This window comes from Streptomyces sp. RGM 3693 (assembly GCF_050471125.1).
Classification (GTDB): Bacteria; Actinomycetota; Actinomycetes; order Streptomycetales; family Streptomycetaceae; genus Streptomyces.
The window spans coordinates 413,136-436,219 of sequence record NZ_JBMPPQ010000002.1 but is presented as its reverse complement, the minus strand read 5'-3'; the positions used below and the strand labels follow the sequence as shown (position 1 = coordinate 436,219).

The 23,084-nt window shown below is 70.2% G+C and carries 22 protein-coding genes and 1 tRNA gene; 14 read left to right on the top strand and 9 right to left on the bottom strand.

From position 1 onward, the window contains the following. Positions 1-225: 225 nt before the first annotated feature. Both ACO0M4_RS19280 and ACO0M4_RS19275 read right to left on the bottom strand, forming a co-directional pair. A complete protein-coding gene (locus ACO0M4_RS19280) occupies positions 226-1,569 on the bottom strand; it encodes an HTTM domain-containing protein (RefSeq protein ID WP_430371944.1) in 1,344 nt (447 codons plus the stop codon). Continuing rightward, entirely contained in the window at positions 1,566-2,237 is a 672-nt protein-coding gene (locus tag ACO0M4_RS19275) for a DUF5819 family protein (RefSeq protein ID WP_430371942.1), read from the bottom strand. The genes ACO0M4_RS19280 and ACO0M4_RS19275 overlap by 4 nt, the downstream gene beginning before the upstream one ends. A 166-nt stretch (positions 2,238-2,403) precedes the next feature. Between ACO0M4_RS19275 and paaA the strand changes: the two genes are divergently transcribed. The 6 genes from paaA (at position 2,404) to ACO0M4_RS19245 (ending at position 7,264) form a co-directional block, all read left to right on the top strand. Next, complete coding sequence (gene paaA / locus ACO0M4_RS19270) at positions 2,404-3,390, top strand: 1,2-phenylacetyl-CoA epoxidase subunit PaaA (RefSeq protein ID WP_430371941.1); 987 nt, start codon at positions 2,404-2,406, stop codon at positions 3,388-3,390. Continuing rightward, positions 3,387-3,758 (top strand): 1,2-phenylacetyl-CoA epoxidase subunit PaaB, encoded by a 372-nt coding sequence (gene paaB / locus ACO0M4_RS19265; protein WP_430371940.1) that lies wholly within the window; start codon positions 3,387-3,389, stop codon positions 3,756-3,758. Before paaA ends, paaB begins: the two co-directional genes overlap by 4 nt. Further along, positions 3,755-4,474 (top strand): 1,2-phenylacetyl-CoA epoxidase subunit PaaC, encoded by a 720-nt coding sequence (gene paaC, locus ACO0M4_RS19260; RefSeq protein ID WP_430371938.1) that lies wholly within the window; start codon positions 3,755-3,757, stop codon positions 4,472-4,474. Before paaB ends, paaC begins: the two co-directional genes overlap by 4 nt. Continuing rightward, a complete protein-coding gene (paaD, locus tag ACO0M4_RS19255) occupies positions 4,468-4,965 on the top strand; it encodes a 1,2-phenylacetyl-CoA epoxidase subunit PaaD (RefSeq protein WP_430371937.1) in 498 nt (165 codons plus the stop codon). Before paaC ends, paaD begins: the two co-directional genes overlap by 7 nt. Beyond that, positions 4,965-6,011, top strand: a complete 1,047-nt coding sequence (locus ACO0M4_RS19250; protein WP_430371936.1) for a 2Fe-2S iron-sulfur cluster-binding protein — start codon at positions 4,965-4,967, stop codon at positions 6,009-6,011. The genes paaD and ACO0M4_RS19250 overlap by 1 nt, the downstream gene beginning before the upstream one ends. Before the next feature lie 119 nt (positions 6,012-6,130). Further along, a complete protein-coding gene (locus ACO0M4_RS19245) occupies positions 6,131-7,264 on the top strand; it encodes an acyl-CoA dehydrogenase family protein (RefSeq protein WP_430371934.1) in 1,134 nt (377 codons plus the stop codon). A 63-nt stretch (positions 7,265-7,327) separates the two neighbouring features. Here the strand turns inward: ACO0M4_RS19245 and ACO0M4_RS19240 are convergent, their stop codons facing one another. The 4 genes from ACO0M4_RS19240 to ACO0M4_RS19225 all read right to left on the bottom strand — a co-directional run bounded on the left by ACO0M4_RS19240 (position 7,328) and on the right by ACO0M4_RS19225 (position 12,093). Beyond that, complete coding sequence (locus tag ACO0M4_RS19240; RefSeq protein ID WP_430371933.1) at positions 7,328-7,672, bottom strand: rhodanese-like domain-containing protein; 345 nt, start codon at positions 7,670-7,672, stop codon at positions 7,328-7,330. A gap of 10 nt (positions 7,673-7,682) precedes the next feature. Continuing rightward, positions 7,683-8,618, bottom strand: a complete 936-nt coding sequence (locus ACO0M4_RS19235) for a J domain-containing protein (protein ID WP_430371932.1) — start codon at positions 8,616-8,618, stop codon at positions 7,683-7,685. 247 nt (positions 8,619-8,865) lie between these two features. Next, on the bottom strand, positions 8,866-10,335 hold the full coding sequence (locus ACO0M4_RS19230; protein WP_430371931.1) for a DUF2252 domain-containing protein: 1,470 nt from the start codon (positions 10,333-10,335) through the stop codon (positions 8,866-8,868). Between the two features lie 495 nt (positions 10,336-10,830). After that, positions 10,831-12,093, bottom strand: a complete 1,263-nt coding sequence (locus tag ACO0M4_RS19225) for an ABC transporter permease (protein ID WP_430371930.1) — start codon at positions 12,091-12,093, stop codon at positions 10,831-10,833. Between the two features lie 183 nt (positions 12,094-12,276). On the opposite strand from ACO0M4_RS19225, the gene ACO0M4_RS19220 reads away from it, so the two are divergent. Further along, positions 12,277-12,711, top strand: coding sequence for a MarR family winged helix-turn-helix transcriptional regulator (locus ACO0M4_RS19220; protein ID WP_390010985.1), 435 nt, complete (start codon positions 12,277-12,279; stop codon positions 12,709-12,711). Between the two features lie 67 nt (positions 12,712-12,778). Here ACO0M4_RS19220 and ACO0M4_RS19215 read toward each other — a convergent pair whose 3' ends face one another. Next, a complete protein-coding gene (locus tag ACO0M4_RS19215; RefSeq protein WP_430371929.1) occupies positions 12,779-13,141 on the bottom strand; it encodes a winged helix-turn-helix transcriptional regulator in 363 nt (120 codons plus the stop codon). Positions 13,142-13,266: 125 nt separating this feature from the next. On the opposite strand from ACO0M4_RS19215, the gene ACO0M4_RS19210 reads away from it, so the two are divergent. Continuing rightward, positions 13,267-13,917 carry an FMN-dependent NADH-azoreductase gene (locus tag ACO0M4_RS19210; RefSeq protein ID WP_430371928.1) on the top strand — a complete coding sequence of 217 codons (651 nt, stop codon included), beginning with the start codon at positions 13,267-13,269 and terminating at the stop codon, positions 13,915-13,917. Between the two features lie 175 nt (positions 13,918-14,092). Here ACO0M4_RS19210 and ACO0M4_RS19205 read toward each other — a convergent pair whose 3' ends face one another. Beyond that, entirely contained in the window at positions 14,093-15,328 is a 1,236-nt protein-coding gene (locus ACO0M4_RS19205; RefSeq protein WP_430371927.1) for an MFS transporter, read from the bottom strand. Between the two features lie 129 nt (positions 15,329-15,457). Here ACO0M4_RS19205 and ACO0M4_RS19200 point away from each other — a divergent pair, with 129 nt between their 5' ends. Further along, complete coding sequence (locus ACO0M4_RS19200) at positions 15,458-16,411, top strand: LysR substrate-binding domain-containing protein (protein ID WP_430371925.1); 954 nt, start codon at positions 15,458-15,460, stop codon at positions 16,409-16,411. A gap of 164 nt (positions 16,412-16,575) precedes the next feature. Here the strand turns inward: ACO0M4_RS19200 and ACO0M4_RS19195 are convergent. Next, positions 16,576-16,659 (bottom strand) — tRNA-Leu (locus ACO0M4_RS19195). Positions 16,660-17,111: 452 nt separating this feature from the next. Here ACO0M4_RS19195 and ACO0M4_RS19190 point away from each other — a divergent pair. From ACO0M4_RS19190 to ACO0M4_RS19170, 5 genes are all read left to right on the top strand, one after another. Then, the gene (locus ACO0M4_RS19190) at positions 17,112-17,930 is read left to right on the top strand and encodes an FhaA domain-containing protein (protein WP_430371924.1); all 819 of its coding nucleotides are present in this window, start codon (positions 17,112-17,114) and stop codon (positions 17,928-17,930) included. A 10-nt stretch (positions 17,931-17,940) separates the two neighbouring features. Further along, positions 17,941-18,468: an FHA domain-containing protein FhaB/FipA gene (locus ACO0M4_RS19185; protein ID WP_430371922.1), complete on the top strand. Its 528-nt coding sequence runs from the start codon at positions 17,941-17,943 to the stop codon at positions 18,466-18,468. 131 nt (positions 18,469-18,599) lie between these two features. Next, positions 18,600-20,120 carry a PP2C family protein-serine/threonine phosphatase gene (locus ACO0M4_RS19180; RefSeq protein WP_430371920.1) on the top strand — a complete coding sequence of 507 codons (1,521 nt, stop codon included), beginning with the start codon at positions 18,600-18,602 and terminating at the stop codon, positions 20,118-20,120. A 23-nt stretch (positions 20,121-20,143) separates the two neighbouring features. Beyond that, positions 20,144-21,526 carry an FtsW/RodA/SpoVE family cell cycle protein gene (locus ACO0M4_RS19175; RefSeq protein ID WP_430371919.1) on the top strand — a complete coding sequence of 461 codons (1,383 nt, stop codon included), beginning with the start codon at positions 20,144-20,146 and terminating at the stop codon, positions 21,524-21,526. Further along, a complete protein-coding gene (locus tag ACO0M4_RS19170) occupies positions 21,523-22,992 on the top strand; it encodes a peptidoglycan D,D-transpeptidase FtsI family protein (protein WP_430371917.1) in 1,470 nt (489 codons plus the stop codon). Before ACO0M4_RS19175 ends, ACO0M4_RS19170 begins: the two co-directional genes overlap by 4 nt. Positions 22,993-23,084 lie beyond the last annotated feature (92 nt).

The window sequence follows — 23,084 nt, the reverse complement described above, 5'->3', positions numbered from 1 at the left end:
CGCCGACGCGACCATGAATGTGACGTGTTCACACTCATCAGGAGGGGGAACGCGCTTCGTGATCTGAATCCGTTGCGCATGACGCGCACCGCATCAAAGCCGCGAGCAGCTCGGGGTCGTAGCGGCCGTCCTGCGGCCGGGGCTGCGGGTGCGGTGCGACGTCGTTCTCGGGTCCGCACCCGTCGTCTTACTGGAGGGGCTCGGCGAGGGCGGTGGTTTCGCTGTTCACTCCACGAGCGCAGGGCCATCGCCACCGGAGCGGGCAGTGACCTCGGGCGCACCGTCGCCGGATGCCGCCTCCGAGCCGGGGCCGCCGGTGCGGGGGAACAGTCGTCGGCGCAGGTGGGAGAGCCGGCCGCCGAGCCAGGTCAGGAAGTTGGTCGGCAGGAAGACGGCGTCGGCGGTGATCATCGCCAGGGAGAAGAACGGCAGGCCCAGCAGGACCGCGATCGAGAGGTGCTCGCAGATCATGGCGACCAGCAGCACGTTCTTCAGGCGCCGGTTGAAGAGGGTGAACGGGAAGGCGACCTGCACGATCACGGTCCCGTAGGTGATCAGCATGACCATCAGGCCATTGCTGCCGAGCAGCTGCGACAGGCCCGGCCAGGGGGAGAAGTAGTCCAGGTGCATCGGGTAGAAGACGGCGGTGCCGTCCTGCCAGCGTGAGCCCTGGATCTTGTACCAGCCGGCGGTGGCGTAGACCAGGCAGACCTCGACCATGATCACCAGCAGGACGGCGTTGTGCGCCAGTTTGGCGAGGGTGTCGAGTACGGTCCGGGGCTCCCCGGGCGCGTACCGCTGCACCGCCCACCACAGGCCGTGCGCCGCCCACAGTCCCCACAGGGCCAGGCTCCAGCCGAAGTGCGGGAACGGCCCGTGCCCGAACCAGGTGAGTCCGGCGGCGCCCTGCAGCTGGGCCACGGCGAGGGCGAGGCCGAGCACCGCCCACAGGACGATGCCGGTCACGTCACGGGGCGGGGCCGCGGCGTCTTCCGTCCCGCTGGTGGCCGCCGCCCGCCTGGCGCGGCGGGCGTCCAGCGACCACACCTGCCCGCACCGGGTCAGCACGAGGTACATCGCCATCAGATGGATGACGTTGTCGCCGCCGTCCCCGATGAAGACGCTGCGGTTCTGCAGCGAGAGCACACCGACCATGAACAGCACCGACATGGTGCGAGTGCGCCAGCCGAGCATCAGCAGTGCGCTGGCCACGATGGCCAGGAAGTAGACGCACTCGAACCAGCCGCGGCTGTCGGACCACACCAGGACGGAAAAGCCGTGGTTGCCGTTGAGCAGTTGGCGCGCCATGCCGAAGTCGAAGGGGCCGGCGGGCCCGTACAGCTGCTGCCGGTACGGCCATTCCCGCAGGAGGAACAGCAGCCAGGTGCCGGCGAAGCCGATCCGGATGACGGCGGTCTGGTACGGGGCCAGCGCGCGGGCGGTGACCCGGGTGAAACCGCGACCGATGGCGCGTTCGATACGGGTCTCCTGATAGCCGGCGGGAGCTTGCGCGGGGGCGTCGGTGGCCTGCGGGGCGGTACGCGGCTGCGGCGGCGTCGGTGACGTCACTTGTTCGTCGCCCCCTCGGGCAGGTCGTTCGCGGTGATCTGCCACCAGGGCAGTACGCGATAGACGGGCTTGTCGCTGACCTTCTCGGCGCTCCACAGCGGCGGGAGCACCGCGGTGGTCTGCGAGCGGAACTGGATCTGCTCGACCCGGTCGCCGTCCTTGGTCCACTCGCCGGACATCCGGAGCATCGCGATCCGGCGGAGGTAGCGCGCGAACATCTCGCTGCGGTCGCCGGTCGGGCGGTTCTGGGCGTCGAGGGTGCTGGAGAGGAGCTCCCAGCCGCGGCGCAGCTGGTTCTGCTGGGTGTGGCTGGGCAGCGGGTTGTGGAGGATGGCCTGCCCGTCGCGGGCGGTCAGATCCGTCCAGCCGGTGGTCCGCGTCGTGCCGTCCGGGGAACGCAGTTGCGCGCGGACCTGGGCGTCGGTGTTCTGCTGGAGGGGGTTGGGGGCGAACAGCTTCCAGTTCTGTTCGTACTCCGGATAGACGTAGTCGCTGATCAGCCCGGACTGCTGCTTGCTGAGCGTGTTCGACGGCGCGACGTGCAGGAACATCATCGCGAGATGGATCAGGGCGGCGACCGCGATGACGCTGGCCGCCGTTCCTATGACGATGCGCGAGGGCAGCGACAGCGCGGCCAATGGCCGCGATTCGTCCCCGTATGACTGCATTCCCGCCCCGTTCCCCAGTCCTCGTACGGCTGTCTCCGCCCCGGAACGGTACCTATGCGGCCGCCCCGGGCACACCTTCCCCCGGTTATCCACAGGCTTGACACCCGCGGCCCGCCCACTCACCATTGAACCGAACGATCGGTCGGTCGGGAGGAGGGGGCACCACATGACGACGATCGCGCCGGAGGACACGGGCCACGAAGCCCTGTTCGACGCCACCATCGCCGCGGACGAGCGGATCGAACCACGCGACTGGATGCCGGACGACTACCGCGCCTCACTGGTGCGCCAGATCGCCCAGCACGCCCACTCCGAGATCATCGGCATGCAGCCGGAAGCAAACTGGATCACCAGAGCGCCCTCCCTGCGCCGCAAAGCGATCCTCATGGCCAAAGTGCAGGACGAAGCCGGACACGGCCTGTACCTCTACAGCGCCGCCGAAACCCTCGGCACCGGCCGCGACGAACTCCTCGACAAGCTCCACAGCGGCCGCCAGAAATACTCCTCGATCTTCAACTACCCCACCCTGACCTGGGCCGACGTCGGCGCCATCGGCTGGCTCGTGGACGGCGCCGCGATCACCAACCAGGTCCCCCTGTGCCGCTGCTCCTACGGCCCGTACGCCCGCGCCATGGTCCGCGTCTGCAAGGAAGAGTCCTTCCACCAGCGCCAGGGATACGAGCTCCTGCTCACCCTCAGCCGCGGCACCGAGGCCCAGCACGCCATGGCCCAGGACGCCGTCAACCGCTGGTGGTGGCCCTCACTGATGATGTTCGGCCCGCCCGACGACGAATCCGCCCACTCCGCACAGTCCATGGCCTGGAAGATCAAGCGCCACACCAACGACGAACTACGCCAACGCTTCGTGGACATCTGCGTCCCGCAAGCCGAAGCCCTCGGCCTGGCCCTCCCCGACCCCGACCTCCGGTGGAACGAGGAACGGGGCCACTGGGACTTCGGCCCCATCGACTGGACCGAATTCCGCGCGGTCCTCAAGGGCAACGGCCCCTGCAACGACGAACGGATCGGCCGCCGCCGCCGCGCCCACGAAGAAGGCGCCTGGGTACGCGAAGCCGCCGCCGCACACGCCGCCAAACACCCGGCCCGCACGACGCCGCACACCGGCACCGACCAGGAGGAGGCGGCCCGATGACCACACCACACCCCACCCGTGTCCCGGCCCCACCCGCCGGCACGACCCAGCCCAGCAGCACGGCAGACGCCGCGGCCACCACCGGCCCCGCCGACTGGCCCCTGTGGGAGGTCTTCGTCCGCAGTCGCCGCGGCCTGTCCCACACCCACGCCGGCAGCCTGCACGCCCCCGACGCCCAGATGGCCCTGCGCAACGCCCGCGACCTCTACACCCGACGCTCCGAAGGCGTCTCCCTCTGGGTGGTCCCCTCCGCCCAGATCACCGCCTCCTCCCCGGACGAGAAGGACGCCTTCTTCGAGCCAGCCGGCGACAAGCCCTACCGCCACCCGACCTTCTACGAGATCCCGGAGGGGGTGCACCACCTATGACGCCACGCACCGCCACCCCCGCCCTCCCCCTCGGAGACGACGCGCTGATCCTCTCCCACCGCCTCGGCGAATGGGCGGGCAACGCCCCCGTCCTGGAAGAGGAAGTCGCACTCGCCAACATCGCCCTGGACCTCCTCGGCCAGGCCCGGATCCTGCTCTCCCTCGTCGGCGACGAGGACGAACTCGCCTACCTCCGCGAGGAACGCCAGTTCCGCAACCTCCAGCTCGTCGAGCAACCCAACGGCGACTTCGCCCACACCATCGCCCGCCAGCTCTACTTCTCCACCTACCAAGAGCTGCTCTACGACCACCTCGCCACCACCGACACCGCATTGGCGCCGCTCGCCGGAAAAGCCGTCAAGGAGACCGCCTACCACCGCGACCACGCCGAACAATGGACCCTGCGCCTCGGCGACGGCACCGACGAGAGCCACACCCGGATGCAGCACGCCCTGGACGCCCTCTGGCGGTTCACCGGCGAACTCTTCGACCCCGTCGACGGACTGGAAAACGTCCCCTGGCAGGCCCTCGGCGCCGAGTGGACCACCCGCATCACCACCACCCTGGAGCGCGCCACCCTCACCGTCCCCGAAGGCCCCCGACACGGCGCCTGGACCGCAGGCGGCGGACGCCAAGGACTGCACACCGAACCGTTCGGCCGGCTACTCGCCGAAATGCAGCACCTCCACCGCAGCCACCCGGGGGCGACATGGTGACCGCGACCGCCCTGGAAGCGGAACTCCGCGCCCTCGCCGGCGCCGTTCCCGACCCCGAGCTGCCCGTCCTCACCCTCGCCGAACTCGGCGTCCTGCGCGAGGTACGGCTCACCGCCCCCGACCGCGTCGAGGTGGCCCTCACCCCCACCTACACCGGCTGCCCCGCCATCGAAGCGATGTCCGCCGACATAGAACGCGTCCTCCACGACCACGGCATACCCCAGGTCGAGGTCCGCACCGTCCTCAGCCCACCGTGGACGACCGACGCCATCACCGACGAAGGCCGCCGGAAACTAGCCGCGTTCGGCATCGCCCCACCCCGCCCCACCGGACCGACCAGCGGACCGGTCACCGTCGACCTGACCATCCGCTGCCCGCAGTGCGGATCCACCGACACCACCCTGCTCAGCCGGTTCTCCTCCACGGCCTGCAAAGCACTGCGCCGCTGCGAGTCCTGCCGCGAACCCTTCGACCACTTCAAGGAGTTGTGATGTTCCACCCGCTCCAGGTGCGGGAGATCGAGCGGCTCACGGACGACGCAGTGGCCGTCACCTTCACGGCCCCGCCCGCACTCCGCACGACCTTCCGACACACCCCCGGGCAGCACATCGCACTGCGCAGAACGATCGACGGCCAGGAGCTCCGCCGCACCTACTCCCTGTGCACCCCCGCCACCGACAACCCCGTCCTGCGGGTCGGCATCCGCCTGGTCGAGAACGGCGCCTTCTCCACCTACGCCCTCAAAGAACTCGCCGTCGGCGACACCGTCGACGTCATGGCCCCGGCCGGTCGCTTCACCCTCACCCCCCGCCCCGGCCAGTTCGTGGGCATCGTCGGCGGCAGCGGCATCACCCCGGTGCTCTCCATCGTCACCACCCTGCTCGCCCGCGAACCGGACGCCCGCTTCTGCCTGATCCGCAGCGACCGCACCACGGCCTCCACGATGTTCCTGGAGGAAGTGGCCGACCTCAAAGACCGCTATCCACAACGGTTCCAACTGGTACCCGTACTCTCCCGCGAGGAACGGCAGACCGGCCTCCCCTCCGGCCGCCTCGACCAGGAACGCCTGCACACCCTGCTGCCCGCGCTGCTCCACACCGACACCGTCGACGGCTGGTTCCTGTGCGGCCCCTTCGGCCTCGTCCAAGGCGCCGAACGGGCACTGCGCGCCCTCGGCGTGCCACGCACCCGCATCCACGAAGAGATCTTCCACATAGACAACGGCGCCGCGGCCCCGGTCCCCGCCACCCCCGCGCCCGCACACAGCACGGTGACCGCCACCCTCGACAGCCGCTCCGGCACCTGGCCGGTCCACGACGGCGAATCCCTCCTGGACGCCGTACTCCGCAACCGCCCGGACGCCCCCTACGCCTGCAAGGGCGGCGTCTGCGGCACCTGCCGCGCCTTCCTCGTCTCCGGCGACATCCGGATGGACCGCAACTTCGCCCTGGAGGCCGACGAGGTCGACGCCGGATATGTGCTGGCCTGCCAGTCCCACCCGGCCACGGAAAAGGTCGAGCTGGACTTCGACCGCTGACAGCCACCCGGTGCCGTCCGCGTCCGCGCCATTCCCAATTCCTGCAACATGTTCTACCTTGACGCCTCGTCAGATCTCACACGTCGGATTCCGACGGCGCGACGCGGGAGGCCGGACCAGTGGACTTCACCTTCACCGAAGAACAACAGGCCGCCATCGAAACGGCACAAGGCGTCTTCTCAGCAGTCGCCCCCGACGGCGTCCCCAGCCCGGCACTCACCCACGGCCCCGTCGCCGACGACTTCGACCGCCCCCTGTGGCGCACACTCGCCGACGCCGACCTCCTCGGCCTCCCCCTCGCACCCGAGCACGGCGGCGCGGGCCTCGACCCCATCGCCCTCTGCCTCGTCCTGCGCGAATCCGCCAAGGTCCTCGCCCGCGTCCCCCTCCTGGAGTCCTACGCCACCGCGCACACCCTCCAGAAATACGCACCCGACGACCTACGAGCCGACGTACTGCCGCAGATCGCCACCGGCAACCTCGTCATCACCGCCGCCTCCAGCGGCCGCACCGGCCACGACCCGGCCGAACTCGCCGTCACCGCCCGCCAGGACGACACCACCTGGACCCTCGACGGCACCCAAACCGCCATCCCCTGGGCCCGCGCCGCCGACCGGATCCTGCTCCCCGCCCACACCCCCGACGGCCGCACCCTCCTCGCGCTCGTCCCCCGGAACCACCCCGGCCTCGCCCTCAACGACCAGACATCCACCAACGGCGAGCACTACGCCGAGGCCCACCTCGACTCTGTACGCATCGACGCCCGGGACACACTCACCAACCCGGCCGCCTGGGACACCCTGCGCGACCTGCTCACCACCGGCACCTGCGCACTCGCACTGGGCCTCGGCGAACGTGTCCTGACCATGACCAGCGACTACACCGGGAAACGCGAACAGTTCGGCTTCCCCCTGGCCACCTTCCAGGCCGTCGCCATCCAGGCCGCCGACCGCTTCATCGACCTGCGCGCCATGGAGGCCACCCTCTGGCAGGCAGCCTGGCGCCTCACCACCGGAGCAGCGGGCCCCCTACCGCCCGCCGGGGACATCGCGGTCGCCAAGATCTGGGCCTCCGAAGGCGTCCGCCGCGTCGTCCAGACCGCCCAGCACCTCCACGGCGGCTTCGGCGCCGACACCGACTACCCGCTGCACCGCTACCACGCCTGGGCCAAACAACTCGAACTCTCCTTGGGCCCCGCAGCCGCCCACGAAGAAGCACTCGGCGAACTCCTCGCCGCACACCCGCTCAGCTGACACACCAGCGGAACGGCAACGCCCCAAAGGACAGCGCCTACGGGAAGCCCCGACCCCGCTGGCCTAGACGACCGTCCCCACGCCGCCCTTACCGTCCGCCACCGGACGCCCGGCCGCCTCCCACGCCTGCATACCGCCCGCGACATTCACCGCGTCGACGCCCTGCTGGACCAGATACTGCGCCACCTGAGCCGAGCGCCCACCGACCCGACACAGCACATAGATCTTGCCGTCCTCGGGCGCAGCCTCCGTCAACTCCCCATAACGGGCGACGAATTCACTCATCGGGATGTGCAGCGCACCCTCGGCGTGCCCAGCCTCCCACTCATCGTCCTCACGGACGTCCAGAAGAAAGTCCTCGGGCGTGAGGGCATCGACACCGACCGTGGGCACAGAACCAAAATGCATACTCCCGACGCTACCCGACCAGCTGAGCGAGGTACGCCTCGCGCTCCCGGACATCGGCCAGCAGCTTCTCGGCGATCTCGTCCAGCAGGCTGTCCGGATCATCCGGCGCCATCTTGATCATCGCGCCGATCGCGCTGCCCTCCAGATCCGCAGCGACGGAAGCCAGCAGCTCCTTGCGCTCGGCCAGCCACTCCAGCCGGGCGTAGAGCTCCTCACTCTCACTCGGCCGCCGCTCAACAGGCGCCGGACCGGCCTCCCACTCCCGCACCAGCTCCGACAGCAACGCCACGTCGCCCCGCCCGTACGCAGCATTGACCCGCGCGATGAACCCGTCCCGCCGGGCCCGCTCCGCATCGTCCCGTGCCAGGTCCGGATGCGCCCGACGCACCAGGTCCCGGTAGATCTTGCGGGCCTCCTCGCTGGGCCGAACCTTCGGCGGCGGCTGAACCGGCTGGTCGGTGAGCATCGCCTGCGCCTCAGGGAACAGCCCCTCCGACCCGAGCCAACCGTGGAACAGCTCCTCCACCTCCGGCATCGGCATCACCGACGCACGCGCCGCGCGGGCCTTGCGGATGTCCTCGGGGTCGCCGGTACGCGCCGCCACGGCCTCCGCGATCTGCGCATCCAGCTCGTCCAGCCGCGCGTACATGGGGCCAAGCCGCTGGTGGTGCAGCCGGGAGAAGTTCTCCACCTCCACCCGGAAGGTCTCCACCGCGATCTCGAACTCGATCAGAGCCTGCTCGGCCGCCAACACGGCCTTCGCCAACCGCCGCGTCGCCTCGTCCCGCGCGTCCGCATCACCGCCCACGCCCTCCGGGCTCCCACCGGAGGCAGCGGCACCCCGGCCGCCCCACTCCGCCCCCGGTTCGGCCGGGGCGCCGGGTGCCCCCGGTACGTCCGGTCGGTCCTGGCCGTCCTGCGCGTTCTCCGCGTGCGAGTTCGTCACCCGGTCAGCGTACGGCCCTACGGGAACGGGGCACCGGGCCGCACCTGGAGCATGCGGGTGGGATCCGGTGGGGACCCGGGTGCGGCAGGGCTCGGGCGGGGCAGGGACCCCCGGGAGCCTAGGCGGTGTGGCGGACGGCCTGCTGTGGCCGTTGGGTGGGGTGGGAGGGGAGGGCCCGCAATCCACACGCTCCTCGGGGCCCCTCCCCCTCCCCCCTCTCGCCCCACCCACCCCCCCCAAGCTCCCCTCAAACCCCGCTCTCCGCCGCAATCCGTCCACTACGGATCGCCGCGACCAGGTCCGCGTGATCTGCTTCCGTGCGCTCCGCGTAGGCCACCGCGAAGGCCGCTATCGCCTCGTCGAGCGCCTCGCCCTTGCCGCAGTAGCCGGCCACGATGCGTGGGTCGGCGCTGTGGGCGTGGGCGCGGGCCAGGAGCGCGCCGGTCATCCGGGCGTAGTCGTCGAGCTGTCCGCCGGTCAGCTGGGCCGGGTCGACGCTGCCCTTGCGGTTCCGGAACTGCCGTACCTGGAAGGGCAGTCCGGCGCCCGGACCGTCCGGTGCCTCCGTTCCGGCCTGCCGTTCGTCCCTGGTTCTGCCGGGTATGCCGTCCGTCGTGCCCGCTCGCACCGTCGTCCATCCCAGCAGCAGGTCGCTGACCACCTGCATGCGGTGTTGGCCGAGCACCACGCGTCGTCCCTCGTGTTCCGCCGGAGGTGCTGGGAAGCCGACCTTGGTCACGTAGGCCGCCAGCACGGAGCGGCGGGCCTCCTTCACCTGGAGGACCAGGGGCTCGCCACGGTGGTCCAGCAGCAGCACCACGTATGACCGCAGTCCGACGCTGCCGGTCCCGACTATGCGGAAGGCGACGTCGTGCACGGCGTACCTGGCCAGTAGGGGCAGCCGGTCCTCGGGGAGGGTTTCCAGGTAGTCGGCGAGTGACGAGGCGACTGCCGCTGCCTCGGCGTCCGGCACCTGGCGCAGCACCGGCGGCGCGGCCACGAAGCGGAGGCCGCCGTCCGGTCCGCGCTCGGTGGATTTCGCCGCGAAGCGCGCGCTGGTGTTCTTGCGCGCCTTGGCCTCGACCCGCTCCAGTGTGCCCAGTAGGTCTCGGGCGTCGGTGTGCGAGACCAGTTCTTCGTCGGCGATGGCGTTCCACGCCTCGGTCACCGGGAGCTTGGCGAGCAGCCGCATGGTGCGTCGGTAGGCGCCGGCGGCGTCCTGGGCCGCGGCCCGGCAGGCTTCTTCGCTGCCGCCCGCTTCCCGGCCGGCCAGGACTATTGAGGTCGCGAGCCGTTTGACGTCCCATTCCCAGGGGCCGTGGACGGTCTCGTCGAAGTCGTTGAGGTCGATGACCAGGCCGCCGCGGGCGTCGGCGTAGAGGCCGAAGTTCGCGGCGTGTGCGTCGCCACAGATCTGGGCCCCGATTCCCGTGACGGGGCTTTCCGCCAGGTCGTGGGCCATGAGTCCGGCCGAGCCGCGGAGGAACGCGAAGGGGCTGGCGGCCATCCGCCCGACCCGTATGGGCGTCAGTTCGGGCAGTCGCCCGGCGTTGGATTCCTCGACCGACGCGACCGCGTCGGGCCTCCCGACTGTGATCCGCAGAGCCGCCTGCTCGCCGCGGGGTAGTTGCTCCCGCAGTGCCCGGCCCACGTCCTTGGCCGACGGTCCTTCCTCGTCCGCTCGTGCGAACCCCGGTACGTATGGCACACGCGACACGGCGGGCCACCTCCCCCTTCACGACCCTGGTTTCGCGCGGCATCCCGGGTGTGCGCTGGCACACCGGCATCCCCCGCATCCGTCCGGCTCACCGGTCGTTCCGGCTCGCCGATCAATGACGTTACCGATATCCGTCCGGTGCCGGCCGGGCCTGTGGATAACTTTCGGAGGCGGGCAGGGCGGCGGATCCGGACGCCGAGCGGCACCAGCCACGCCCCGAGCACCGGAAGCGGACAGGCCCCACCGAAACCGCAACCAACGAGAGGAAGCCGCAACCACAACCGCAGAAAGAACAGAAAGAACAGAAGAAAAGAAAAGAGAAAACAGGCCGGAGACCCCACGGCAGGCGCAAAGCAGAACGCGCAACGCAGCACTGCACGCAAGGCACAGCCCACACCGAAGCACCAGCTGGTCAGAAAACGACGTCAGAAAACCTGGTCAGGAAACGGAGCCGGCCGGGCAGTGCGCCCGGCCGCGGCCCTGTGGGAGCGTCGACTACACCCCCACGGCCTCCTCCATCTCCTCCTCCATCTCGGCTTCCCTCTCCGCTTCCGCTTCCGTTTCGGTCGGTACTGCGGCCCGTCCGAGGTCGCGTCCTGGGGCGCGTTCGGGCACGGTGGCCGCCACTGCGGCGGCGGCCACGACGCCGGCGTTGGCGATCGTTTCGGCTTCGGCGGTGCGCCGCCGCTTCTCGGCGAGTGCGGCTACGCCGATCATCAGCAGGCCGACGAGCAGCCATCCCACGAGGGTCCAGACGTGTCCGGCGAGGCCGTGGTCGTCAAAGTAGACGTGGCTGCGGGTGCCTTCCACGAAGCCGGCGCCGTTCCAGAAGGAGTGCAGGGCGGCGAAGAAGCCGTTTTGCATCTCGGGGCGGAAGATGCCGCCGGAGGAGGTGAAGTTGAGCATCACGAACAGCGTCATGACGCCGAGCGTGGTCCAGCGCTTGAGGAAGGTGTGCAGGCCGGTGCCGATGAGCAGGATGCCGGCGGAGTACAGCCAGGCCATGCTCCACAGGGCCCACAGGCCGTGGTCGACGAGGTGGAAGACCGGTCCGGCGAAGAGCGTCCCGATGAGGCTGACCACGAAGGAGGTGCCGATCGCCAGGGTGGCGCGGAGCCGCATCGGGAGGACGGCGCCGGCGCCGCCGATCACGGCGACCGAGGCGTAGGAGCCGATGCTGATGGCGACCAGGAGGAAGAAGATGCCCTGTCCGGTGGGGTCGTTCTCGGCGGTCGGGGCGATGTCGGTGACCTTCAGCGGGGCGCCTTGTTGGGCGGCGAGCGGGGTGAAGACCTTCTGGACGACGGTGGCGCTGGTGTCGGATCCGGCGGTGGCCACCAGGAGTTCGGGGGTGCGTTGTGTGCCGGCGCCACCGAAGGGGGTCGCGGTCGTCTTGCTGCCGGTGCCCGTGGGGTTGTTCCCGCCGGCCAGGTACGCGCCGAAGATCTCTTGGTTCTTCAGTTGGTCGGTGGCGGTGGCGCGGTCGGGGACGGTGCGTGCTTCGAGTGCACCGTGTGCCGTGTCGTTGATCGTCTGGGCGAGGACCTGTGCGTGCGTGCCGGTTCCGACGATGGCGACGGGCAGGTGGTGCGGTGAGGGGTTGGCGAATGCGCCGAGGTAGGCGAGTCCCATCCCGATGCACATCAGGAGCGGGGTGATCAGGTGTGTCACCACGTGGCGCAGGTCGGCGCGCCGGGCGGGGTGCCGGTCGCTTCGGTGGTCGCTGTGGTGGTCGGGACGTCGTCGGTCCGCGGTCATGGGCAAGCCTTCTCAGTAGTCGTCCGGGGGCCGGTGGGGTGGCGGTCCGGTCGTCGTCGTTCAGCTGTGGCCAGGGGGGGGTGGCTCCGGTGGCTGGGGCGGGCAGCCGCCCGCGCAGTAGTTGGCTATTACAACTCTCACGCCACGTTGTACTATACAACTAGTTCACCGAAAGGCAACTCCGTGACCCACCGCGACGACTCCGTCGAGACCATCCAGCAGGAGATGACCGCGTTCGCCCGGCGCGCCCGCGCGACCGCCGCCCGGATGCACCCCGAGCTCTCCCTGGTCTCCTACACCCTGCTCGCACACCTCGATGACCAGCAGGGATGCCGCGCCACCGACCTCGCGGCGCACTACTACCTGGACAAGTCCACGGTCAGCCGGCAAATCGCGGCGCTGGAGAAACTCGGTTTCGTCGAGCGGCGCATCGATCCGGACGACCACCGCGTCCAGGTCCTGCACCCCACCAAGGAGGGCGCCCAGGTGCTCGCCAACGTGACCGCCAGCCGCCGTCAGGCGTTCCACGAGCGGCTCGCCGACTGGAACGGGGAGGACCTCGACCGCTTCGCCTCGTACCTGGTGCGCTACAACGCCGCCCAGGAGCGTCTCGGCTGACGCGCCGGGGGTGACGGCGCGCCCCGCGGTGCTGCGCCGCCGTGCCGCCGCAGCACCCACCCCCCTTCTACTGCCGGAAGCGCTCCGGGCACTGCCCCCCGTCAGCGAGGTAGGTCTCGGCCCAGCGACCCAGCTCCTTGAGCGCGGGCTCCATGGCGCGGCCGGCCTCGGTGAGCCGGTAGGCGACCCGTAGCGGCGGCCCGGCGTCGACCTCGCGGACGACCAGACCGGTCGCCGCCAGTTCCATCAGGCGGTCGGAGAGCATCCGCTCGCTGATGCCGGGGATGGCGCGCCGCAGGTCCGCGAAGTGCACAGGGCCGGGCATGAGGGTGGCCACGATCAGACCCGTCCAGCGCTTCCCGAACAGCTCGAAGACGCGCGTCATGCCGTCGTCGACCCGTCTACACGTCGCCTCGCTGTGGTCCACCATGCACCCAGGGTACCGCCTTCCCGTTGGCTACTGCAGAAAAGTAAGCTCCTGTGCTATGAATAGTGACGTACGGAATTCAACTAGTGGCCGGCCCCGCCCGGCCACCTAGCGAAGGACCGATCCCCATGGCCACGCTCCTGCTCATCGACTCCTCCGTCTTCCCCGAGGGCGCCTCCGCGTCCCGTTCGGTGACCGCGGCGTTCCGCAAGACCTGGGAGGAGCAGCACCCCGACGGCACCGTCATCCACCGCGACCTGGCCGCCGACCCGCTGCCGCACCTGGACGGCGTCGCCGCCTCCGCCGCCTTCTCCGACCCGGCCACCCACACCCCGGAGCAGCAGGCCGCTTTCGCGCTGCGCACCCAGCTGGCCGAGGAGCTGGAGCAGGCCGACGCCATCGTCATAGGCGCGCCCATGTACAACTTCACGATCCCCTCGACCCTCAAGGCGTGGCTCGACCAGGCGATCATCATGGGCCGCACCGCCGGCGAGAACGCGTCGGTCAAGGGCAAGCCGGTCATCGTCGTCGCCAGCCGCGGCGGCTCCTACGCGCCGGGCACCCCGCGCGAGCCCTTCGAGTACGTCCAGAACTACCTGGAGGCCGTCCTGAACGGCGCCTTCGGCCTCGACGTGGAATTCATCGTGCCGGAGCTGACCATGGCCCCCAGCAACCCGGCGATGGCCGAGCTGGTCCCGCTGTTCGAGACCTCCCGCGCCAAGGCCCACGAGCAGGCGGAGGCCAAGGCCAAGGAACTGGTCGCGCGCCTGGCTGCCTGAGCGGACACCCCGTCGCCTGACGGGAGCCTCGGCCGGACCGGGTCGGTCCGGCACCGCAGCCCCCGTCCGGCAACCACGGCACACCGCTCCCGGGCTGAGAAGCACGGCCCGGGAGCGGTGGCTGCGCGGCCCTCCGGCCGGTAGGTCCGCACCCCGGGCCCACGCCCCGTTCACCTCACCCCGCGGCCACGTCTCCCCGGGCCGGGCCCCGGCCCAACGCCACGGTCAGCAGCGCACCCACCGCGAGCGCGCCGCCCAGCCAGATCACGCCATCGCTCCCCCAGCCGTCCGCGGCCCGCCCGCCGACCAGCGCACCCAGGGCAATGGCCGCGTTGAACACCGCCACGAACAGTGCCGAGGCCGCCTCCCGCGCATCCGGCGCGGCCGCCATCAACCAGGTCTGGGTACCGACCGACACGCCCCCGTAGGCCAGACCCCAGACGGCCACCAGGGCCGCGGCGCCCAGCACGCCGGCGGCGTGCCCCATCGGGGGCACCAGCAGGACCGCGACGGCCAGTACCCCGCAGATCGCCAGCAGAACGGCCCGCGGGGAGCGCGCCGCGCCTGCGCCGGACACGAAGTTCCCCACCAGCCCGGCGACCCCGAAGACCAGCAGCACGGTGCTGATCTGCCCGGGCCGCGCACCGGCCACCTCCTCCAGCACCGGCCGCACATACGTGTACGCCGCGAAATGCCCCGCCACCAGGAGCGCGACCAGGACCAGCCCGGTGCGCACCGGGGGCCGGCGCAGCAGCCCCAACACCCCGCCCAGCCGTACCGCACCGGCCGTCGGCAGCGGCGGCAGCAGGACGGCCAGCGCGACGACCACCGCCGCGCAGACACCGGCCATCACCACGAACGCCGCCCGCCAGCCGCCCAGTTCGCCCACCAACGCGCCGGCCGGTACGCCCAGGACGGACGCCACCGCGACCCCGCTGAATATCAGGGACGTGGCCGCGGCCACCCGCCGCTCCGGCACCAGCCGCACCGCGAGCCCCGAAGCAATCGCCCACACCCCACCCATCCCGAGCCCCACCAGCACCCGGGCCACCAGCAGCACCACGACGTTCGGGGCGTACGCGGCCAGGAGGTTCGCCGCGGTCAGCGTGCCCATCAGGACGGCCAGTACAGCGCGCCGGTCCCGGCGTCCGATCAGCAGCGTCAACACCGGTGCGGCGACCGCGGCGACCACGCCGGTGACGGTCACCGTCAGCCCGGCCGTCCCGTCCGACACCCCCAGGTCCCGGCCGATCGGCGTCAGCAGCCCCACCGGCAACATCTCCGACGTCACCACCGTGAACGTCGCCGCCGCCAACGCCCCGACCGCCGGCCACCCACCACCCCGCAGACGCCGCACCTCCCCCTGCACCGCGTCCAGTTGGCCGTCTCTCGCCTGGTCCGTGACAGTCACGGTGTCCCCCGCGCTCTCGCTCTTCGCCATGGCCCCCAGCCAACGCCCGCCGCCACGGGGGAACAAGGACGGACTCCTCACCCTTCTATGAGCACAACTCATCGATCGACCGCACCTGGGAAGGGACTCATGAGCGGCCCGACCGCCCCCGCCGGCCCCGTCGGCGCCGCCGGCCTCGAACTCCGCGAGCTGGAGTGCTTCCTCGTACTGTCCGAGGAGCTCCACTTCGGCCGCACCGGCGAACGCCTCTACGTCTCGCAGAGCCGGATCAGTCAACTGCTGCGCTCCCTGGAGTCCCGGATCGGGGCGCGCCTGGTGGACCGCACCAGCCGCCGGGTCCACCTCACCCCACTGGGAGAGGAGTTCCTCACCTCCCTACGCCCGGCCTACGACGCGCTGCGCGCCACGGTCGAGAGCGCCCGCACGGCGGCCCGCGGCATCGAAGGCCGACTCACCGTCGGTTTCCAGGGGACCGTGGACGACCGGATCATGCGGGCCATCGACGCCTTCCACACCCGGCATCCGCGATGTGCCACGGAAATCATGGAGATCCCGCTCTGCGACCCGTTCGGTGCGGTGCGCAGCGGTGCGGTGGACGTGGCGGTGACGCTCCTCCCGGTCGCCGAGCCCGATCTCGTCCTGGGCCCGGTGTTCTCGGCCCAACCGCAGACGGTGGCACTGTCCGTGCGGCATCCCCTGGCGTCCCGTGCGTCCTTGAGCGCCGAGGAGCTGGCCGGGCTGCCCCTGATTTCCCCGAGCGGGCCGGCGCCGGTGTACTGGCGCACCGCACAGGCGCCCGCCACCACCCCTGGAGGCCGCCCCATACCCGCCGGCCCCAGGGTCAGCACCCTCCAGGAGGGCCTGACGCTGACGGCGGCGGGCCGGGGCGGGATGCTGCTGTGCCGGCCGACGGCCGACTATCACGGGCGCCGTGACGTCGTTTTCGTTCCGCTCACCGGACTTCCGGACTCGGTACTGGGTGTGGTGCACCACGCGGCACGGGAAACCGCCCGGGTGCGTGCCTTCACCACCGCCGTGCAGGACGTGACGGCGGTCACCTCACCCGCCCACCAAACGCCGTGAACGACCAAGCGCAGCAGGGGATGTGACGTAGGACGCACGTCGCGCGGCTCACGTGGCCGGGCTCACGTCGCGGCCGTGCCGTGCGGTGACGGGCGCGCGGTTTCCCGGGGAAAACGCGAGACCCCCGGTCTCCGGATTTCTCCGGAGACCGGGGGTCTCATCTGTGCGCGAGGGGGGAGTTGAACCCCCACGCCCTTTCGGGCACTGGAACCTGAATCCAGCGCGTCTGCCTATTCCGCCACCCGCGCATGGGTGCTGCCGGTTTATTCTCTCACGCGATCCGGGCTGTTCGGTCCGGGTCTTGCGGGAGCGCCTTCCGACATCGAGAACATTAGCACGCTGTTGGGGGTGGCTTCACACGCCTTTCCCCCGGTCCCACCTGCGGAGGCCCGGGGGCACTCCGGGGTATCGCCGCACGTTGACCGGAGGGACTGCCGGGGCGCTGGCCGGAGTCGGCCCCCGCCCCCTGAGGCGGGTCGACGGTTGCGGGACACTGGTAACGGGGCACATCTACGATCGCAGTGCACAAGAGGCGGCGTGAGGAGAGCGACGGAACGACGACGGGCACCGGGCAACCCTGTGGTGGGCGACACTCGTCCTCCAGGCAGGAAAGGGGAACCAGCCGATTTCCCGGCGCGTGGATACGATCAGTAAGCAGTATCAGGACGACCCTGAGGAAGACTGAGGAAGGAGGTGCCCCGTGGGAGTACTGAAGCGCTTCGAGCAGCGACTCGAAGGTCTCGTCAACGGCACCTTCGCCAAGGTGTTCAAGTCCGAAGTGCAGCCCGTTGAGATCGCCGGTGCGTTGCAGCGCGAGTGCGACAACAACGCCAGCATCTGGAACCGCGACCGCACGGTCGTCCCCAATGACTTCATCGTCGAGCTGAGCACTCCGGACTACGAGCGGCTGAGCCCGTACAGCGGCCAGCTCGGCGACGAGTTGTCGGGCATGGTCCGCGACTACGCCAAGCAGCAGCGGTACACCTTCATGGGCCCGATCAAGGTCCATCTGGAGAAGGCCGAGGATCTCGACACCGGCCTGTACCGCGTCCGCAGCCGCACCCTCGCCTCCAGCACGTCCCAGGACCGGCCAGGCCAGGCCGCTGCGGCCCGCGCCACCGGTGCGCCGAACCCTCCCGGCGGCCATGTGGCCCCGCCCATGCCATCGTCGCCACCGCCCGGTGCGCCGCCCGTGCCCCGGGCGGCAGCGCCCAGTGCCGGACCGCAGCCGTACGCGCAGACCAGGCGCTGGATCGAGATCAACGGCACCCGTCACCAGATCTCACGGGGCACCCTGGTGCTGGGGCGTAGCACCGACGCCGACGTGCGGATCGACGACCCGGGAGTCTCCCGGCGACACTGCGAGATCCGGGTCGGAACACCCCCCACCGTCCAGGACCTGGGTTCCACCAACGGGATCGTGGTGGACGGACAACACACCACCCGCGCTAATCTCCGCGACGGCTCGCGGATCGTCGTGGGCAGTACCACCATCGTTTACCGGCAAGCCGAAGGGTGAAGCGGGGCCAATGTCAGAGCTGACCCTCACGGTCATGCGGTTGGGTTTCCTCGCCGTACTGTGGCTGTTCGTCATCGTGGCCGTTCAGGTCATCCGCAGCGATCTGTTCGGCACGCGTGTCACACAGCGCGGCGCCGCCCGACGCGGCGGGCCCGAACCGCGTACCCAGCGCCAGGCCGCTCCCCAGCAGCAGCAGCGCCGCCAGGAGAGCGGCGGCCGCGGCGCGGGCCGGCAGCGGCGCGGAGCCCCCACCAAGCTGGTGGTCTCCGAAGGCACGCTGGCCGGCACGACCGTCGCCCTCCAGGGCCAGACGATCACTCTGGGGCGGGCGCACGACTCCACCATCGTGCTGGACGACGACTACGCGTCCAGCAGGCATGCCAGGATCTACCCGGACCGTGACGGCCAGTGGATCGTCGAGGACCTCGGATCCACCAACGGCACGTACCTTGACCGGACCCGACTGACGACCGCGACTCCGATTCCTCTGGGAGCCCCGATCCGCATCGGCAAGACCGTCATCGAGCTGCGGAAGTAGTACGACATGAGCGAGCGGAGCGAGCGAGCCGTAACGGTCCACTCGGCGGACCCGGGCGTGCTCCCGACCGGAGGGTGGGCAGTGTGGCTCGACGAGACCGGCTGTACCCCGAGCCGACGGGTGAGGTGCGCATGAGTCTGTCGCTGCGCTTCGCCGCCGGATCGCACAAGGGCATGATCCGCGAGGGCAACGAGGACTCCGGCTACGCCGGGCCCCGCCTGCTCGCCATCGCGGACGGCATGGGCGGCCAGGCCGCCGGTGAGGTCGCCTCGTCCGAAGTGATCTCCACGCTCGTCTCGCTCGACGACGACGTTCCCGGCTCCGACATCCTCACCTCGCTGGGCACCGCCGTGCAGCGCGCCAACGACCAGCTGCGGGTGATGGTCGAAGAGGACCCGCAGCTGGAGGGCATGGGGACGACCCTGACCGCGCTGCTGTGGACGGGCCAGCGGCTCGGCCTGGTGCACGTCGGGGACTCGCGGGCGTACCTGCTGCGGGACGGGATGCTGACCCAGATCACGCAGGACCACACCTGGGTGCAGCGGCTGGTCGACGAGGGCCGGATCACCGAGGAGGAGGCCACCACCCACCCGCAGCGGTCACTGCTGATGCGGGCGCTGGGCAGTGGCGACCACGTCGAACCGGACCTGTCGATCCGTGAGGTCCGGGCCGGGGACCGGTACCTGATCTGCTCGGACGGGCTGTCCGGAGTCGTCAGCCACCAGACGCTGGAAGAGACCCTGGCCGGCTACCAGGGGCCGCACGAGACAGTGCAGGAGCTGATCCAGCTCGCGCTGCGCGGCGGTGGGCCGGACAACATCACCTGCATCGTCGCCGACGTCCTGGACGTGGACGGCAACGAGGCGGCCGCCGGGCAGCTCAACGACACCCCGGTGGTGGTCGGCGCGGTCGCCGAGAACCAGAACCAGCTGAACGACCCCAGCACGCTCCAGACACCGGCGGCGCGCGCCGCCGAGCTGGGCCGCCGGGACGTCCCGGCGGCTCCGGGAGGTGCCTTCGGGCCGCCCGGGAGCGGGGGCCCGGAGGCCGGCGGGATGCCGCAGGGCTCGTTCGGTGCGTTCACGGACGAGGACTTCCTCAAGCCGCGACGACGCGGCAAGTGGCTCAAGGCGTCGCTGTTCACAGTGCTCGCGCTGGGTGTGCTCGGCGGCGGGCTGTACGCCGGCTACCAGTGGACGCAGACGCAGTACTTCGTCGGCGCCAAGGACGACCACGTCGCGCTGTACCGCGGCATCAGCCAGGACCTGGCGTGGATCAAGCTGAATGCGGTCGACGAGGACCACCCCGAGATCGAACTCAAGTACCTGCCGGTGTACCAGCGCAACCAGGTCAAGGAGACCATCGCGGTCGACAACCGCAACCAGGCCAGCGAGAAGGTCACCGAGCTCGGCAAGCAGGCCAACGCCTGCCAGGCCAAGGAGCAGCGGGAGGCCGCCGAGCGGGCGGCCGCGGCCGCCAAGGGCAAGGGCGGCCAGCCCGGCAAGCCCGGCAGCAAGACGGGCACGGCCGCCGGTAACGGCGTGACCGGTGCCCTGTCCGCGACGGCCGGCACCACCCCCACACCCACCCCCACCCAGACTCCCTCCGAGGAGCAGCAGAAGCTGGAGAAGAATTGCAGCACCCAGCAGTGAGGGCGTAGGGGGCCGGAGGTTTCATGAGCAGTACAACGACCACGACGACCGTGGGCACGTTCGGCGCCCCGAGCCGTCGCAACACCGAGCTGGCCCTGCTGGTCTTCGCGGTGCTGATCCCGGTCTTCGCCTACATCAACGTCGGTCTGGCGAAGGACGGTTCGGTGCCCGCCGGGGCGCTGGGCTACGCCCTGGGGCTGGGTCTGTTGGCGGGGGTCACGCATCTCGTCGTCCGCAAGTGGGCGCCGTACGCGGACCCGCTGATGCTGCCCATCGCGACGCTGCTGAACGGCATGGGGCTGGTGTTCATCTGGCGGCTCGACCAGGAGCCGTCGCTGGGTCCGGCGATGGCGCCGAACCAGCTGATGTGGTCCACGCTGGGTGTCGCCCTGTTCATCGGCATCCTGATCTTCCTCAAGGACCACCGGGTCCTCCAGCGCTACACCTACATCTCGATGGTGATCGCGCTGGTGCTGCTGATCGCGCCGATGTTCTTCCCCGGTGTGAACGGCGCGAAGATCTGGATCACGATCCCGGGGCTGGGTTCGCTCCAGCCGGGCGAGTTCGCGAAGATCATCATCGCGGTGTTCTTCGCCGGCTACCTGATGGTGAAGCGGGACGCGCTGGCGCTGGCCAGCCGCCGTTTCATGGGGCTGTACCTGCCGCGCGGCCGTGACCTCGGCCCGATCCTGGTGGTCTGGGCGCTGAGCCTGATGATCCTGGTCTTCGAGACCGACCTGGGTACGTCGCTGCTGTTCTTCGGCCTGTTCGTGGTGATGCTGTACGTCGCCACCGAGCGGACCAGCTGGATCGTGTTCGGTCTGCTGCTCAGCGGCGGTGGCGCGGTCGCCGTCGCGACGTTCGAGTCGCACGTCCAGGTCCGGGTCCACAACTGGCTCAACCCGCTGGAGCTGCTCAACGGCGGTGTCACCGAGACCGCACAGGCGATGTACTCCTTCGGGTCCGGCGGCATCCTCGGCTCCGGGCTCGGCCAGGGCTACTCCCGGCTGATCCGGGGCATCGCGCCGAAGAGCGACTACATCCTCGCCACCGTCGGCGAGGAGGTCGGCCTGGCCGGCCTGATGGGCATCCTGCTGCTGTACGGTCTGCTGATCGAGCGCGGTATCCGTACGGCGCTGGCGGCCCGTGACCCGTTCGGCAAGCTGCTCGCCGTCGGCCTGTCGGGCGCGTTCGCGCTGCAGGTCTTCGTCGTCGCGGGCGGTGTGACGGGCCTGATCCCGCTGACGGGTATGACGATGCCGTTCCTGGCCCAGGGTGGTTCGTCCGTCATCGCCAACTGGGCGCTGGTGGGGATCCTGCTCCGGATCAGTGACACCGCGCGCCGTCCCGCCCCCGCCCCCGCCCCGTCCACCGACGCCGAGATGACCCAGGTGGTCCGCCCGTGAACAAGCCCCTGCGACGGGTCGCGGTCTTCTGCGGCCTGCTCGTCCTTGCCCTGCTCATCCGCGTGAACTGGGTGCAGTTCGTCCAGAGCGACCAGCTCAAGAACGATCCGCACAACCGCCGGGTGGCGATCGAGCGCTACAGCACGCCGCGCGGCAACATCATCGTGGACGGCAAGGCCGTCACCGGCTCGACGACCACGGACATCGGTGACTTCAAGTACAAGCGCACCTACAAGAACGGCAAGATGTGGGCGCCGGTGACCGGCTACGCGTCGCAGGCGTTCGACTCCAACCAGTTGGAGAAGCTGAACGACGCGATCCTGACCGGCACCGATGACCGACTCTTCTTCAGCCGCACGGTCGACATGTTCACCGGCGGCAAGCAGAAGGGCGGCAACGTGGTGACCACCCTCGACGCCAAGGCGCAGAAGGCGGCCTTCGACGGGCTCGGGGACAAGAAGGGCGCGGTGGTGGCGCTCAACCCGGAGACCGGGGCGATCCTGGCGCTGGCCAGCACCCCGTCGTACGACCCGTCGACGTTCGCGGGGATGAGCAACAAGGACGCCGACGCGTACAACGCGCTGCAGAAGAAGAACGACCCGGACGAGCCGATGCTGAACCGGGCGCTGCGGCAGACGTACCCGCCCGGCTCGACGTTCAAGGTCGTGACGGCCGCCGCGGCGCTGGAGAACGGCCTGTACAACGACGTCGACGCCAAGACCGACTCGCCGGTGCCGTTCATCCTGCCGGACACCGCGCACCAGCCGCTGAACAACGAGGGCAGCATCGCCTGCGAGAACGTGTCGCTGCGGGAGGCGCTGCGGCTCTCCTGCAACACCGTCTTCGGCAAGGTCAGTGCGGACCTCGGCAACACGAAGATGAAGGCCGAGGCGGAGAAGTTCGGCTTCAACAACACGAAGATCGACACTCCGGTGCGAGCCGCGGAGAGCGTCTACCCGAAGGACAACCGGCCGCAGAACGCGATGGCGGGCATCGGGCAGGCGTCGAACCGGGCCACGCCGCTGCAGATGGCGATGGTCGCGTCGGCGGTCGCCAACGGCGGGAAGCTGATGAAGCCGTACATGGTCGAGCAGCTGGTGGCGCCGAACCTCAACGTGGTGCAGCAGCACACACCGCAGGAGATGAGCCGGCCGCTGAAGCCGGAGAACGCGCAGAAGCTCCAGAGCATCATGGAGACCGTGGTCAACTCGGGCACGGGCACCTCTGCGAAGATCGACGGGGTCACGGTCGGTGGCAAGACGGGTACCGCGCAGCACGGTGAGAACAACAAGGACAACCCGTACGCCTGGTTCATCTCGTACGCGAAGACCGCCAAGGGCACCCCGGTCGCGGTGGCGGTCGTGATCGAGGGGTCGGACACCCTCCGCGACGACATCGCCGGCGGAAAGCTCGCCGCTCCGATCGCGAAGGGCGTGATGGAGGCGGTCATCGAAGGCGAGCGGTGACGCCGGTCATGGCGATACCGGTCACGTATCAGGTTGCGGCTCCGGTCCGGTTCGGTACGGCGTGCCGGGTACGGTATGCCCGGGCAGCACAC

Bases quoted from the DNA above. Each gene is read 5' to 3' on its own strand.
- ACO0M4_RS19275 (WP_430371942.1), bottom strand. From the start codon at position 2,237: ATGCAGTCATACGGGGACGAATCGCGGCCATTGGCCGCGCTGTCGCTG.
- paaA (WP_430371941.1), top strand. From the start codon at position 2,404: ATGACGACGATCGCGCCGGAGGACACGGGCCACGAAGCCCTGTTCGAC.
- paaB (WP_430371940.1), top strand. From the start codon at position 3,387: ATGACCACACCACACCCCACCCGTGTCCCGGCCCCACCCGCCGGCACG.
- paaC (WP_430371938.1), top strand. From the start codon at position 3,755: ATGACGCCACGCACCGCCACCCCCGCCCTCCCCCTCGGAGACGACGCG.
- paaD (WP_430371937.1), top strand. From the start codon at position 4,468: ATGGTGACCGCGACCGCCCTGGAAGCGGAACTCCGCGCCCTCGCCGGC.
- ACO0M4_RS19250 (WP_430371936.1), top strand. From the start codon at position 4,965: ATGTTCCACCCGCTCCAGGTGCGGGAGATCGAGCGGCTCACGGACGAC.
- ACO0M4_RS19240 (WP_430371933.1), bottom strand. From the start codon at position 7,672: ATGCATTTTGGTTCTGTGCCCACGGTCGGTGTCGATGCCCTCACGCCC.
- ACO0M4_RS19225 (WP_430371930.1), bottom strand. From the start codon at position 12,093: ATGACCGCGGACCGACGACGTCCCGACCACCACAGCGACCACCGAAGC.
- ACO0M4_RS19215 (WP_430371929.1), bottom strand. From the start codon at position 13,141: ATGGTGGACCACAGCGAGGCGACGTGTAGACGGGTCGACGACGGCATG.
- ACO0M4_RS19210 (WP_430371928.1), top strand. From the start codon at position 13,267: ATGGCCACGCTCCTGCTCATCGACTCCTCCGTCTTCCCCGAGGGCGCC.
- ACO0M4_RS19200 (WP_430371925.1), top strand. From the start codon at position 15,458: ATGAGCGGCCCGACCGCCCCCGCCGGCCCCGTCGGCGCCGCCGGCCTC.
- ACO0M4_RS19185 (WP_430371922.1), top strand. From the start codon at position 17,941: ATGTCAGAGCTGACCCTCACGGTCATGCGGTTGGGTTTCCTCGCCGTA.
- ACO0M4_RS19180 (WP_430371920.1), top strand. From the start codon at position 18,600: ATGAGTCTGTCGCTGCGCTTCGCCGCCGGATCGCACAAGGGCATGATC.
- ACO0M4_RS19175 (WP_430371919.1), top strand. From the start codon at position 20,144: ATGAGCAGTACAACGACCACGACGACCGTGGGCACGTTCGGCGCCCCG.